Consider the following 14,646-nt stretch of genomic DNA (forward strand, 5'->3'; position numbering starts at 1 on the left):
TAGCATTGTAAATACCTGCTTAAATTGCTATATAGGCAACTAACATTTGAATGTTAATATTATTTTGCTGTGCTAGAATAATATAATTACTTAAAAAAATATGATGAAGCTAAAATTCAGTTCATCATAGCTTAATAAATAAGGCGAAAAGCTGCTATATATTTAAAGAATAAATGAAGAATTGAATTGTGATCTAGTTATCTTTACGGATTATTATATGCTAGAGATTAAATCTACTCAAGAAAAAAGAAGAGCGGACTGACTGTAATTATCTGAAATTTTTGTATTCGCATTTTATACATACTTATTCGATATATACCTATTTATAAAATGCTTTAATAATGTGGTTCTAAGAGGTTGTTTTAATCATCTCTCACTTTAGCACCTGTGGTTTTTGGTAGTTTCTCAGTTTGCACTCTTATGCAACTGGCGTCTCGTTGGCACCACTTGCCTTATCACAACAACCTACCACGATTAAAAAAAATCGTTATGACAATATCTACTATTCGGAATTTAGAAAATAGTCTCACCGAACCTAGTCTTGAGCAACAGAAGAACTCACCTTACTGCACACTTACTTGGCGCCGTGGTAAGTTACTAGTTAGACCTGTTGGACAGCAAAAACAGCCTTACTTGCCAGCAACAGATAACAAAGAATCTTTAGTTGAGTGCCTTAAACACTCCCCTATAAATTTAGTATTGATAGACCCAGAACTGGGTTTTTCAAAGGTAAAATTCTGGGCTGATGCAACGAGTGCTGTAGGCAAATCTATATACTTAACTATTCCGTCACTTGAAGTATCAAAACAACACGCTTTTGCATGGCTTCAAGTTATGCTCAACTCAATTATCGCTTTCGTAATTTTAGCGGTATTTAGTCCAGTTGCATTATGGTTAACTTTATTAACGTGTATTCATTCACCCAGTCTCTTATTTTCCCGCGAGTGGCATGTTGGGAAGCGAGGCAAATTATTTCAAGTTATTAAGTTTAGCACAACTGAGAATAACGAAAATGTAATTGGCTACTGGATGCGTAAGTATGGTTTGGATAACGCACCGCAGTTATTAAACGTGTTGCGTGGTGAAATGAGTTTGTTTGGGCGCCGGAGTGTTAAGTTGGAAGATGCCGTCAAATTTAATTCCGAAAAGCTAAAAGAACTCCACAAAACTCCAGGAATTTTAGGTTTGTGGCAAGGCGCCTCAGAATCAAAATTACTGCATTTAGATAGCCAAACGCTGTAAATCAGACAAGGTACTTAGTATGATTGGCTACTTAGAAGTACCTTGCCGATTAATTTCATCTTATATTTACTCGTCAAAATATTTACATCTAAATAGAAGTGGCATATCGGGATTGCGAAACTACTCTGAAAATCTATGAATAAAAAAACTTCAAAACGCAGTAAATTTAAAATTTGGTTTAAAGCTAGTAAGTTTTGGCAAGAAAACTATCTGATCTTACGCGAGTTTAAAAATTTTCGTAAAGTAGCTATTTTTTCAATAGTTTTTTCTTGTTTAGCGGCATTAATGGAAGGCTTAGGCATTGGGTTGCTTATGTCTTTTTTACAAACATTATTACCTGGTTCTGAACCATTTAAAATGGGATGGGGATGGTTTGATGAGCTAGTTTTAGATATAAATGGTTCAGCAACTAGTCGATTAATCAGAATATGTATACTAATTTCATTAAGTGCTTGGATGCGTGGAGGATGTAACTATTTAACAACCGTATATTCAGAATCAGCACAGTTTTTACTTAGTGACTGTTTACGTAAACGTATTTTTGACCAATTACAAGCTTTTCCTCTCGGTTATTTTAGCCAAACTCGCTCTGGTGAACTAATTAACGTAATCACAGCAGAAATTGAAAAAATTAAAACAGGTTTTAATGCTGTTGCCTTTGTGATTACAAGAGGTTTGACGGTATCTGTATATGCCATGTGCGTAGTATGGATATCTTGGCAAATGACCGTTATTTCAATTTTGCTGTTCGGTTTGATTGGTATTGGCTTAACAACAATGAACCGACGTGTAAGAGAATTAAGCTTCGATACTACAGCAGCGAGCGCTAAATTTACTTCAATAGCAATAGAATTTATTAATGGTATTCGTACAATTCATGCATTTGCAACCCAAGACTTCGAGCGAAAGCGTTACTATCAAGCCAGCGATAATGTAGTTCATACGAATCAAAAAATTATTAAAACTTATGCTCTTGTAAAGCCACTGGCTGATGGAGTTGCTACAACTGTACTAGTTTCCTTAATTGTGCTTGGATATAGTCAATTTGTGGTACCGGGAATTATCCAGGTATCTTCTTTATTAACATTCCTGTTTATATTGGCTCGTCTTGTTCCAAATATCCAAGACATAAATGGAGTGTTAGCATTTTTAAGCACTTTACACGGAACTGTAGAATCAATAAAAAACTTGCTTAGAACTGAAGATAAAACTTACTTTCAAAACGGTAGTATTCCGTTTAAAGGGCTAAAACATTCTATAGATTTTATATCAGTAGATTTTAGCTACGACAGCACAAACAAAATCTTACAAAATATTAAATTATCAATCGAGCGAGGAAAAACAACTGCGTTAGTTGGAGGTTCGGGTGCAGGTAAAACGACCCTAGCTGATTTAGTTCCTCGCTTCTATGACCCAACAGAAGGTCAAATTTTTATTGACGGTATTGATTCACGGTTGTTAGAAATTCAATCGCTACGCAGTAAAATTGCTGTGGTTAGTCAAGATACTTTTATTTTTAATGCGACTGTTCGCGAGAATATTGCTTATGGAAAACCAGAAGCAACAGAAACAGAAATTCGAGAAGCTGCTCAATTAGCAAATGCACTTGAATTTATTGAAAGTGAGAGAATGCCTCAAGGATTAGAGACACAGTTAGGAGACCGTGGTGTAAATTTATCGGGTGGACAGCGACAACGTATTGCAATCGCGCGCGCTTTACTACGCGACCCAGAGATTCTGATATTGGATGAAGCGACAGCAGCTTTAGATACTGTTTCAGAGCGTTTAATTCAACAATCTTTGGAAAAAATTTCGATTGGTCGAACTGTAATTACAATCGCACATCGACTTTCGACTATTGCTAAAGCCGATAAAGTTGTGGTCATGGAAAAGGGACGCATAGTAGAACAAGGGAATTATCAAGAGTTACTGCAAAAACAAGGCGCCTTGTGGAAATATCACAAAACTCAGCATGAAACAGGTTCAATTAGTTAGATAGATTAAATAAATAGTAATTATGAATTACGAACACCCTTTAGTTAGTGTTATCACACCCACTTATAACCGACCGGAGTATCTAAAACAAGCACTAACAAGTGCCGTCAATCAAACATATCAAAATATAGAAATAATTGTTTCCGACAATTGTAGTCCAGAAAATCCTCAAGCAATCGTTGAGTCATTTAATGATCCCCGGATTCGCTTTTACCGTAATTCCAGTAATTTGGGAATGCTGGTAAATACAATCCAAGCTTTTAAGCACGCGCACGGGAAATATGTCGCGAGTTTACTTGATGATGATATGTGGGAACCAGATTATTTGGCTAAAATGGTTCCTCTGCTTGAAGAAAATTCTGATATAGCTCTAGCTTTCTGCGACCACTATGTGATGAATGCTTCAGGCGAAATCGATATGGCTGCTACTAATAAATGTACGCAAGCTTATAAACGTCACAATCTTAAGCAAGGAATACACCAACCTTTTGTCGAACATGCATTGATTAATCAATCAGCTTGCCCTGCAGTTGCCGCAGTAGTCAGAAGAGAGATTGTAAATTGGGATGAATTTACGAACGAAATCGCTGGAATGTGGGATGTATATTTATCTTACATATGTTGTCGTGGTGGTAAAGGAGCTTATTATTATCCAGAAAGATTAACTCGCTATCGTGAACATGAACAAACTGACACAATGCAAAGTGGAAATCGCAATGCAGAAGCTAAAATCCGTAAAGCTAAGTCAGAGATTTATTGTTATGGTAAATTTATTCAAGACCAGAGTTTAGCTGAGTTTCATCCACTTTTTAAACAAAAATGGCTGCATGCTCATACAACTTTAGCAATTGGCTTAATGCGAAGCCAACAAGTACAACAAGCACGCTCTTACCTAAAGAGCGCACTCTTTCAACAAAAATTTAATTTACGTACTCTTGTTGCGCTTGGCATCAGCTTTGCACCAAAGAAATTGGCTAATCATTTACTCGGTACATTTTAATTAATTATAGTCTTGTATAAAATTTTATTTATTTTAAAAATAATTTAGTTAGGATTAACAGTTCAAGAGAAGTATACATGAAAATTACAGTTGTTATCCCTACATATCGCCGTCCTCAAGATTTAAAGCGTTGTTTAGAGGCTTTGCAAAATCAAAATCGGCGCCCAGAACAAGTTTTGGTAGTGGTACGTGACACAGATGCTGAGACATGGACATTTCTGGAAAGCTTCGCTCTGGGTAATTTACCACTGCGTATCTTAACTGTGAGGGTTACAGGGGTAATAGCAGCTATGAATTTAGGTCTTGATGCTGCTTTTGGTGACATAATTGCCTTTACCGATGATGATGCAGCACCTCACACTGATTGGCTTGAACGGATTGAAGCAACATTTCTTTCAGATAGCCGTATTGGAGCAGTTGGTGGACGAGATTTTATGTATTATGGTTCAGTTCTGCAAGATTATAACACTCACCCAGGTGCAAGCGATATTGTCGGACGTTTACAGTGGTTCGGACGAGTAATTGGCAATCATCACATCGGTTCGGGAGAAGCACGCGAGGCTGATGTACTTAAGGGAGTCAATGTAAGTTATCGCGCGAATGCAATTAATAAATTACGTTTTGATGAAAGATTGTTAGGTACAGGCGCCCAAGTACATTTTGAGTTAGCATTCTGTTTAACATTAAAACGAGCAGGATGGAAGTTGATATATGACCCATCAATAGCAGTAGACCACTTTCCGGCACAACGTTTTGATGAAGATAAACGCAATACATTCAACAAAATTGCTACTATTAATTTAGCGCACAACGAAACTCTGATTTTACTTGAACATTTATCACCCATCAGAAAATTGATATATCTTTTGTGGGCGGTGCTGATAGGAACAAGAGATGCGTATGGAATATTGCAGATTGCGAGATTCTTTAAAAGCGAAAAAAGCATAGCAATAGAAAAATTTATCGCGTCAATGAAAGGACGCTACCAGGGTTGGCAAACGTGGCTTGAAAGCGATTTTAGTAATCAAACTCAGCCCAAAACTTTGAGTGTGGGTGATTTAGAATGAACACTAACCAATCATTGTTACCTTATCCTTTAAAGCATAATGCTCCGAAAGAAAATTCACCATTATTTGCATGGCTTGCTATCGGTTCGCTGATAGTATTTAGTGTTGTTTGCTACTTCGGCGCCGCTAGCTTATTAAGACAAGCTTTTCCTGCGTTATCCTTTTTTGTAGGTCTTTTTCTTTACTTTCGCTACCCAGCACTTTACATTGGTTTCAATTGGTGGCTATGGTTTTTAATCGCGATAATTAGGCGCCTGATTGATTATAAAGCTGGTTGGGATACCAACGGCTTTATTTTAATTACACCATATTTAGTTACATTAATTACATTTTGGACATTTGTTAAGGAATTACCTCGGTCACTACGTATAGGCGGGTTTCCCTTTGTTGTAGCAATAATGTCAGTATTTTATGGAATGGCAGTCGGATTAGTTAGTTACGACAAAGTAGTAGTATTTCGGACTGCACTCGATTGGTTGGCACCAGTACTTTATGGGTTCCATGTATTTGTAAAATGGCGTGATTATCCAAACTATCGCCAAAATATTCAAACAGTATTTCTTTGGTGTGTACTATTAACTGGTGCATATGGAATATATCAATATTTAGTGGCGCCTGAATGGGATAAGTTTTGGTTAATTCAAACCAAACTTGTTTCGATGGGAAGTCCTAGACCATTAGGGCTTCGGGTTTGGGGTACTATGCACTCTCCAGGTCCATTTGCAAATATAATAATGGTAGGTTTATTAATATTACTTAATAACGTTCGTCCTCTTGGTTTTGCCGCATCAATCGTAGGCTACGTATCATTTCTACTAACTGTTGTACGTTCATCATGGGGTGGTTGGATAGTTGGGGTAGTTAGTTTAATAACTAATCTTAAACCCAAGTTACAAATGCGACTTGTTGTTACAGCAATTATACTTGTGCTTTGTGTCGTTCCGCTAGCAACAATCGAGCCATTTGGGAAAGTAATTACCGAACGTCTTGAATCTATAAGTAACCTTGAGAAAGACCAAAGTTTTAACGACCGTTCAAACACTTACGACCGCAAATTAGGTATTGCGCTGTCTTCTGTACTTGGTCAAGGAATTGGTGGTACATGGGTAGTAGATAAAGATGGAAAGTTAGTAAACATAGTTCTCGATAGCGGTATTTTAGATTCTTTTTTTGCACTTGGCTGGTTTGGCGCCATTCCTTACCTTGGCTCCATGATATTGATTATAATTCAAAGCTTCCAAGGTTCTGAAACTCGTAACGATGCCTTTGCTTGTACAGCGCGCTCAATTAGTCTGGGAATATTTTTTCAGATGATTTTTAGTAGTTTAATGCTTGGACTATCAGGTATAACATTGTGGGGATTTATGGGATTAGCAATGGCAGCTAAGAAATATAACTCCTCACAAATTGTAGGTAGAATGTATTAATTTATGTAATCTTAGTAAGGTGGGCATTGCGTATCTTACTACTCATATAATCAAATAAAAACCGGGCTTCTTCAAAGATAAAGTAGAGACGTAAAATTTTACGTCTCTACATCTGTTTGTAAACAAAAATTAATTGGAATCTGCTTTTTGTACCGGAATCTTTTTAGGTAATTGATACACAATCACCTTAGCTTTCCAGTCTTCTTCCGCAAACACTAGGTAATCACCATTTGTACGTTGAAATGCTCTAATCCCGTAAGGAATGTCAATCCAACCACTTTCATTTGCGACTTCTGGACCGGGTTTGAATTTTATAACAAAAGCTCCAGTTGCTTTATTGTAAATGTAAACTTCTGCGGCTCTACTTGTAATAATGAATAAGTAATCTCCTGCTACTGTCATCGAAGCGGTGACAACTTCGGGATTAGCTTTAGTATCATAAGGAACTGCAACTCGCCACCGCTCTTTGCGGTTGCCTTTACTCCAGTTATCGTAGCGAAAAACTTCACTTCCAAATGCTTTGCCATCATCAGATCCAGCTGGGTATCTTTCTGTGAAGCCAGATAAATACATTGTATCGGTTTCTGGGAAATACTCGATTCGACGAATGTCTTTAATTTCTGCTGGGGTGGCAAACTTTTTCATCGAACTATAAGTGTAGATAGGATTTCCTTTACTATCAATACCTTGTAAAGGAAAATGGCGAATTCCTTCAGACATCCGTAAAGTTTTCCACACATCACCTTTACTATCTACCCACCATCCACCTTGATAAGGATAATCACGCTTACTAGCATCAAACTCACCTTGATCAAAGGCGCCATTACCGTTTTTATCTTGCCATATCCAATCTCCAATTTGTGATTGGTTGGGAGGCCAGCTATCAGATTGTAGTTTTTCTTCTTTTTCTGGAGTACCCTGAAACAATACTGACGGAATTGCAATTTCGCCATCCGTAGCAGGATTAAAACGATATGCTTGGAGAAACGAACCAAACATATTAGTGAAGTACATAAAAGGTTTACCTTGGATACGACGAAAGAATACTGACCCGTGGGCAACACGCAAACGTATATCATCAGGGTATTTGAAGGGGTTAAAAGTATAACCAAAATAAGTCCATTGTTTTCCTGCAGGCTTACTATAATCCATTACGTAATGGTCGTGCATTGTATATACATGCGTACCATTCATTTTGGGGTCAGCATCAGCGTTATCTACAAATGGCAACCCAACAACTTGCCATTGTAAGGCGCCATTGGGAGAAAATTTTCTAATGTCAGTACCAGTTTTGATTCCTTGGGTATCCTTACCTAAATTAAAACCACTGCTGTTAACATATATATTTCCTTTCGCATCAACACCAACTCCAGTAATTCCGTAAAACTTTAAACCTTCAATTTTGCCAGGTGTCCCTGCGTACACACCACCTTTTAAACCAAATGTACTAACTTGAACTGGTTTGTTTTTAATATCGTAAATTAAAATCTGTTGGTTTTTACCATTATCACCTATCAATAGTCTATTTTGATTGTCAATTGCGATAGCATTGGCGCCAGGTATATTGTTAATAGCTTGCGGTAAACGATTTCCAGATTTTGAATAGTGTAATATTTGAGCAGAATTAGCGTCTTTCTGGTTTTGAATAATCCATAACGTGTTCTGTTTATCAACCGCAATTTTTGTAGGAGTCGGAACAGAAAAGCTACGAATTTCTTTTAAGGTTTGGGTATTGTAAACGCGGACTATATTTTCATCGCGTACTGCAACAAATAATTCCGACCCACTAATTGCTAATCCAGAAACCTCTGCTTTCTTACTAACAATTAACATGCTTTTATCCCAACCATTGCCACCTGTAAACGGTGCAGGTTTTCCAGATAGTGAGAAACGTCGAACACAATACCAACTAGTATCTGCAGGAGGATAATCATTACCTTTGCCATCAATATGTCCTTGCAGCATCGACACATACATATACTTTTTATCTGTAGTGACTGCAATTCCACCAAACCTTCCCCATCCATGTAAATCTTCTGCTCTTGCAATAGCATCACCATTTTTATAGATTCCAGCTTCTCTACCTCCTTCATCCCAAGGACTGTTTGTAAAAACCGTACCGTCCGGAGCAACATACATGTCTATAACTTGGTTTTGCACCCATTTTTCGCCACCACCAAAAGTATTACCAATCCAAGAGGTTCTATAAACTTTAGCTGCTGTATCACCTGCTACCCAATAAAATACTATTATCAAGACAGCTACTAACGCACCAACCAAGCCAAAAGGATATTTTGTGATTCTAAGAATCCTATATTTGTTATTTATTATCATTGTTGATATTTACTATTGGATTTACTCAACTCCTTAGACATATCCCATGATTATCAATAAACATAATCTTGTTTTATTGTCAGAAGCTTAACATTAATTAACTCTTAATAATTAAGTTTAGGACTTACGCAAAGAAACCGGGTTTCTCAGATTTTTTCATAATCCTTTAATTTATGTATAAAAATACTCACAGTACGATAAATCAATTTTTGAAAAGAGATATTTGTATGTAAATTAGCAAATAGGTTAGGTTACTATACAAACTTTATCAAAACTTTATATATTTCATACCAAAGCTTGAACTTTGATAAATTAAAATTACATTGGGTAGAAAAAATTTTATACGAAGTGGCTTCTGCTTTAAACTTGCGTTCAAAATTCTAGACGCTATACTTTTATTAATAATACTTATCTAGGCACCTATCGCGTTGAATGTTGCTGAATAAGCGAATTGTAAAATTGCAGGTTGAGTAAAGCGATTATGTACTTTTCGTAAGTGCCATTTGCCTGTAGCATTAGATATCTTAATACAAGTGTCCGTTTATTTTACTTCAACGCTAAAAATTTAACTATCAATAAGCAAACTTATTATCGTTTTTCGACATTAAAACGATAAAAGGCGCCTGATTAAGTTAAAAGCAATATGTAGTGGTTATAAAAGTAATCATTGTTAATTCAATGTAAACAGTTAATCTTTAATTTCACCATTTGGGTCAATTATGAACTTTTGTATAGTAACTCCATACGTTATTAAAGGTGATGGTCAAGGTCGGGTCAACTATGAAATCGTCTGGGAAGCTATTCGTCGTGGTCACGAAGTAACTTTAGTAGCAAGAAAAGTAGCTCCAGAGCTTCAGGAACAAGGCTTAGTCAAATTTATAAATTTTGACGTAGAGAAATTTCCCACTGCATTAATAAAAGAAATGATGTTTTCAAGTCAAAGCGCTGCATGGTTATATAAGCATCGCCAAGAGTTTGACCTAGTACAAATTTGCGGTGCAGTAACTTCATTCCCTGCCGACGTAAACACTTCGCACTTCGTCCATACATCATGGCGCCGTTCTCACGTACATACTGCCCGTATGAATAAAAATTTCTATGGGCTTTATCATTGGCTTTATAGTACACTCAATGCTTACTGGGAAAAGCAAGCATATCAAAAAGCCAAGATATCAGTTGCTGTATCAAACAAAGTTAAACAAGAGTTAATCAATGACGTTAATATAAAACCCGAAAAGATTCACGTTATTCACAATGGCGTTGATGTGAATGAATTTTTTCCTGGAGTTAGCGACCGTCAGCAACTAGGATTACCAGTCGAGAAAAATTTAGCACTATTTGCAGGTGACATTCGCACAAATCGTAAAAACTTAGACACAGTACTCAAAGCTATTGTAAAAGTACCATCGTTGCATCTTGTTGTATTAGGAGATACATCCGATAGCCCGTACCCAAAAATGGCAGAAAATTTGGGGTTGAGTGACCGCGTATATTTTGCTGGTTTCCGTCGTGATGTCGCCGAAATAATGAGAGCCGTCGATTTTTTTGTATTACCATCGCGCTACGAAGCATGTACTTTAGTATTACTTGAAGCAATGGCATCGGGTCTTCCCGTCATTACAGCAGAAAGTGCTGGAGGAGCAGAGCTAGTTACACCCGAATCTGGTTTTGTATTGGCATCAGATAATGTAAACGCATTAGCTACCGCGCTTAATACTTTAACTCTAGATAGCGAACTTAGAACTAAAATGGGTGAAACTGCTCGTATAGTAGCCGAACAAAATACATGGGTCAGTAAGGCAGAACATTACATCAACTTATTTGAGAAATTTGTCAATGACGAACATTATCGTAATTGTCGCAATATCTCATCACCCGTTGAACAGCGCGCCATACTTAAAGGCGCCTAATAGTAGTAGCGTGGTATCAGCATATTATCAGTAGCGAAGTAAAGGTAAGGTGGCTGAAGCCACCATACGATTTCCTAATAGTTAGTAGCTAACAGTTAACAAAGCCATTTTGAGATTAGCTTATAGTTTATTTCGCCTAGTTTGTTTCGCTTATAAGGGTGCATCATTATAAACCAGCAAGTAGATTGACTTCAAATGTCGCTACACCATGAAGTTAATTTCCATCAATTCTCCGCATATTGCTGATACACCCAACACGCACCGTCTATGAATCTATATCGATTTTTGCTGCATTCTTCTTGGGTTGCGATTGCTTTAGCTTTTTTGTTTCCCACTTCAATTAAAAATGCTGAAGCTAAAACTTTGACAGCAGAGCAAAAAAGTAAAGTTAGGGAAACGGATAGAGATAACATCAAGCTCAAAAAAGAAGTAGCTATTATTCCACAAGAAGCAGCAAAGCTAGGAGGAATCGTTTCTTTGTCTCCTGCTCCCTCCTCTCCTGATAACCTCCCTGTTCCCTCTACCCCTCCTCTCCCTGCTTCACCTCCAGAACTACTGTTTCCGACCAAAGCAGAAGAAGTTCAAATTCGACAAAACCAAGCAATAACGCTTCAACAAGCACTAGAAATTGCGCGTCGAAACAATCCCCAACTGCAAACCTCGCTACTTGAACTTGAGCGCAGTCAAGCATTACTACGAGAGTCGCAAGCTGCACTGTATCCAACCATTGGTATAAACGGCAGCATTACAAACAGTAAATCTGCTAGTGACCAACTTTCTGTAGACTCAGGTGTGGCGCCTCCTCTTAGCGATAAAGCGAGAACTGCTTTTAACGGCAGAGCCGAAGTTAATTACAACATTTATACTTCAGGCCGTAGAGCAGCGAGCATTCGTCAAGCAGAAGAACAGCTAAGAATTGACGAGTTGAGTGTAGAAACGCGGTATCAAGAAATTAAGCTGCAAGTAACTAGTCGTTACTATGATTTACAAGCTGCTGACGAACAAGTTCGTATTAGTAGTGCAGCAACAGAAAACGCTAGTGCGAGTTTACGTGATGCTCAAGCACTTGAACGTGCGGGTGTTGGTACAAGGTTTGACGTACTGCGTTCGCAGGTAAACTTTGCCAATGCTCAACAAGATTTAGCAAACGCACGTGCTAGACAGCAAATATCACAACGACAATTAGTTGCACTACTAAACATACCGCAAACGCTCAATATAACCACTGCTGACCGAGTAGAAATAGCGGGGTTATGGAACCAAAAACTAGAACAAACAATAATCCAAGCGTTTCAAAACAGACCTGAGTTACAGCAGCGTTTAGCAGAACGTAATATAGGTGAACAACGACGTAAATTTGCTTTAGGACAACTTGGCCCACAAGTTGCCTTAGTTGCCAGTTACGACGTATTAGACCAGTACAACGACAATGTTGGCGCCACAGATGGATACTCAGTAGGAGTACGTGCAAATTGGAACTTATTCGATGGAGGAGCAGCAAGAGCGCAAGCAGCACAAGCAAAAGCAAATATTGCTATAGCAGAAAGCAACTTTGCAAACCAACGTAACCAAATACGCTTTGAAGTCGAACAATACTATGCCCAATTACAATCAAATTTAGACAACGTGCAAACCGCAACAGGAGCAGTAGACCAAGCTGTTGAAGCACTACGACTCGCACGTTTACGCTTTCAAGCTGGTGTTGGTACCCAAACCGACGTTATTGCAGCAGAAAACGACCTCACACGCGCACAAGGTAATCGCATCACTGCTATCTTAGATTACCAACCGCGCGTTCGCAAACCTACAACGTTCTGTCTCTGCTAAAACCTAATAAATTAATATTGATAGCGAAGAAAGCGTTTGTCATTCTGAGCGAAGCGAAGAATCTTAAAAATTTCAATGAAAAACGAGATGCTTCACTACGTTCAGCATGACAATGTTCATTCTTAACCTTTCTTTACATATGGATGAAATTTTGGTGCCGACTTCCGAGCATGAAGAGTAAAAGACGTCTTACGCTCTTATGTTAGATAATTTACATCAAATATGTTATTTATAAAAATTAGCTGTTTAGTCTTGATTGTAATTCTTGTAATTGTTCTAATAATGGTGGTAAATCTCTTTGAATCGTCTCCCAAATGATTTCTATATTCACCCTAAAATATTCGTGAATAACTATGTTTCGCAGACCTCGAATATCAACCCAAGGTATTTCCGGATAGTCCACTTCAGCTTCGGGCATAAGACTTGCTGCTGCCTCACCAATAACAGCAACATTATACAAAACTGCTTTTATTGTTCTTGTATCTTGTTGAAAATCAGTAAAACTCATATCTTGAGTAAACGCCTCAATCTCGGCGCCAATATCTAAAATGTCTTGAATTCTTTGCTTTAATTTTCTAGAAGGCACGTACAGCTTCCCCCATAACTGTTTCACGTAAATAAGATTTGAGAGAGTCGGGCGTACCCAAATCGACAGAACGACCAAGAAGCGTTTCTAAATATCTCTGTAAGCGCACAAAAGTAAATAAGCCTACAGGCTTTTCAAATTCTACGAGCAAATCAACATCACTTTCAGAGGTTGCTTCATCTCGTGCTACAGAACCAAACAAAGTCAAAGATTTTACACTAAAATCTTTCAGTTTTATTTGTTCACTTCTAAGTATACTCAACACTTCGTCTCGTTTCATAATGCAATTCCTGCATTTTGACTTTGTATCTATATAATACCCGCTATGTTGGCTCGTTAATGGAAAGCTAGGATATGTAAAATATTGAAAATAGATAAAATGAATACATGACTGAAAATATATTAATTGTCGGTGGTAGTCGTGGGATTGGTCTTGCAGTTGCGGATTATTACCATGATAAAGTTGATGGCTTAATGTGTGTTTCGAGAAGTCCATCAAAATTTGGAAAGTGGATTGAGGCAGATATTTCAAAACAGCAAGGTATTGATAAAGTTTGTGCAACTTTTGATAATAAACCTTTAGATGCGCTTCTGTTTCTTGGAGGAACCTGGGAAAAAGGCGCCTTTACCAGTGATTATAATTTTATAAATAGTAGTTATGAAGAAATTGATCATGTAATTGCTGTGAATCTTATAGCACCTGTTAAACTAATTAAAGGATTAATATCGTCTTTGAAAAAATCTCAGGCGCCAAAGGTAATTTTTATCGGCTCATTATCAGGTTTAGATAATCAAGCAACAAGAGAAGTGGCAAATACAGCTTCTAAATTTGGATTACGTGGCGCCGCGCAAGCGTTGCAGATTGAACTCAGTAATACTGGTATTGCTTTTACAGTAATTAATCCTGGAAATATTGCGACACCTGAAGTATTAAATGATATTGCTAGTAGTACTTTTTCTGCTCAAGTTCCTATACCACTAAGCGATTTAATATGTGTTATTGATTGTTGTTTGAAACTTTCACGCGCATCGTGTATGTCAGAAATTAATCTTACACAATTGAATCCCCTGGCAACGGATACAACGGATGTAACGGATAGTTGATTAGTTTTAGAGGCGCCTTAAAAAAAGTTGCTGTTTGAATAAATTATCCGTTACATCCGCTACATCCGTTGCCAAATTTGACTGCACATCTGAGACAGATATACTACATGTCAATACAATTGTACCCAAGCAAATGCCTGGGTAAGAATGATTA

The 14,646-nt window shown here is 37.5% G+C and carries 10 protein-coding genes and 1 pseudogene; 8 read left to right on the forward strand and 3 right to left on the reverse strand.

All coding sequences use genetic code 11. The annotated features are described in order from the left end of the window. The first annotated feature begins 489 nt into the window (after positions 1–489). The 5 genes from hepC to DSM106972_RS11015 all read left to right on the forward strand — a co-directional run bounded on the left by hepC (position 490) and on the right by DSM106972_RS11015 (position 6,731). Complete coding sequence (gene hepC / locus DSM106972_RS10995) at positions 490–1,242, forward strand: heterocyst development glycosyltransferase HepC (RefSeq protein ID WP_127080725.1); 753 nt, start codon at positions 490–492, stop codon at positions 1,240–1,242. 135 nt (positions 1,243–1,377) lie between these two features. Beyond that, a complete protein-coding gene (gene hepA / locus DSM106972_RS11000; RefSeq protein ID WP_127080726.1) occupies positions 1,378–3,237 on the forward strand; it encodes a heterocyst formation ABC transporter subunit HepA in 1,860 nt (619 codons plus the stop codon). Positions 3,238–3,259: 22 nt separating this feature from the next. Next, on the forward strand, positions 3,260–4,237 hold the full coding sequence (locus tag DSM106972_RS11005; RefSeq protein WP_127080727.1) for a glycosyltransferase family 2 protein: 978 nt from the start codon (positions 3,260–3,262) through the stop codon (positions 4,235–4,237). A gap of 77 nt (positions 4,238–4,314) precedes the next feature. Beyond that, positions 4,315–5,304, forward strand: coding sequence for a glycosyltransferase family 2 protein (locus tag DSM106972_RS11010; RefSeq protein WP_127080728.1), 990 nt, complete (start codon positions 4,315–4,317; stop codon positions 5,302–5,304). Then, positions 5,301–6,731 carry an O-antigen ligase family protein gene (locus DSM106972_RS11015; protein ID WP_127080729.1) on the forward strand — a complete coding sequence of 477 codons (1,431 nt, stop codon included), beginning with the start codon at positions 5,301–5,303 and terminating at the stop codon, positions 6,729–6,731. The genes DSM106972_RS11010 and DSM106972_RS11015 overlap by 4 nt, the downstream gene beginning before the upstream one ends. A gap of 129 nt (positions 6,732–6,860) precedes the next feature. On the opposite strand, the gene DSM106972_RS11020 is transcribed toward DSM106972_RS11015, so the two are convergent. Further along, positions 6,861–9,065, reverse strand: a complete 2,205-nt coding sequence (locus tag DSM106972_RS11020) for an NHL repeat-containing protein (protein ID WP_127080730.1) — start codon at positions 9,063–9,065, stop codon at positions 6,861–6,863. A 719-nt stretch (positions 9,066–9,784) separates the two neighbouring features. Between DSM106972_RS11020 and DSM106972_RS11025 the strand changes: the two genes are divergently transcribed. Both DSM106972_RS11025 and DSM106972_RS11030 read left to right on the forward strand, forming a co-directional pair. Continuing rightward, a complete protein-coding gene (locus DSM106972_RS11025; RefSeq protein ID WP_127080731.1) occupies positions 9,785–10,975 on the forward strand; it encodes a glycosyltransferase family 4 protein in 1,191 nt (396 codons plus the stop codon). 267 nt (positions 10,976–11,242) lie between these two features. After that, positions 11,243–12,809: pseudogene (locus DSM106972_RS11030) on the forward strand (TolC family protein). 231 nt (positions 12,810–13,040) lie between these two features. Here DSM106972_RS11030 and DSM106972_RS11035 read toward each other — a convergent pair. Beyond that, complete coding sequence (locus DSM106972_RS11035; RefSeq protein ID WP_127080732.1) at positions 13,041–13,388, reverse strand: HepT-like ribonuclease domain-containing protein; 348 nt, start codon at positions 13,386–13,388, stop codon at positions 13,041–13,043. Next, positions 13,378–13,668 (reverse strand): nucleotidyltransferase family protein, encoded by a 291-nt coding sequence (locus DSM106972_RS11040; RefSeq protein ID WP_127080733.1) that lies wholly within the window; start codon positions 13,666–13,668, stop codon positions 13,378–13,380. Before DSM106972_RS11040 ends, DSM106972_RS11035 begins: the two co-directional genes overlap by 11 nt. Positions 13,669–13,775: 107 nt before the next feature. Between DSM106972_RS11040 and DSM106972_RS11045 the strand changes: the two genes are divergently transcribed. Then, the gene (locus DSM106972_RS11045) at positions 13,776–14,492 is read left to right on the forward strand and encodes an SDR family NAD(P)-dependent oxidoreductase (RefSeq protein WP_127080734.1); all 717 of its coding nucleotides are present in this window, start codon (positions 13,776–13,778) and stop codon (positions 14,490–14,492) included. The last annotated feature ends 154 nt before the right edge of the window (positions 14,493–14,646 follow it).

This window comes from Dulcicalothrix desertica PCC 7102, from assembly GCF_003991905.1.
Lineage (GTDB): Bacteria > Cyanobacteriota > Cyanobacteriia > Cyanobacteriales > Nostocaceae > Dulcicalothrix > Dulcicalothrix desertica.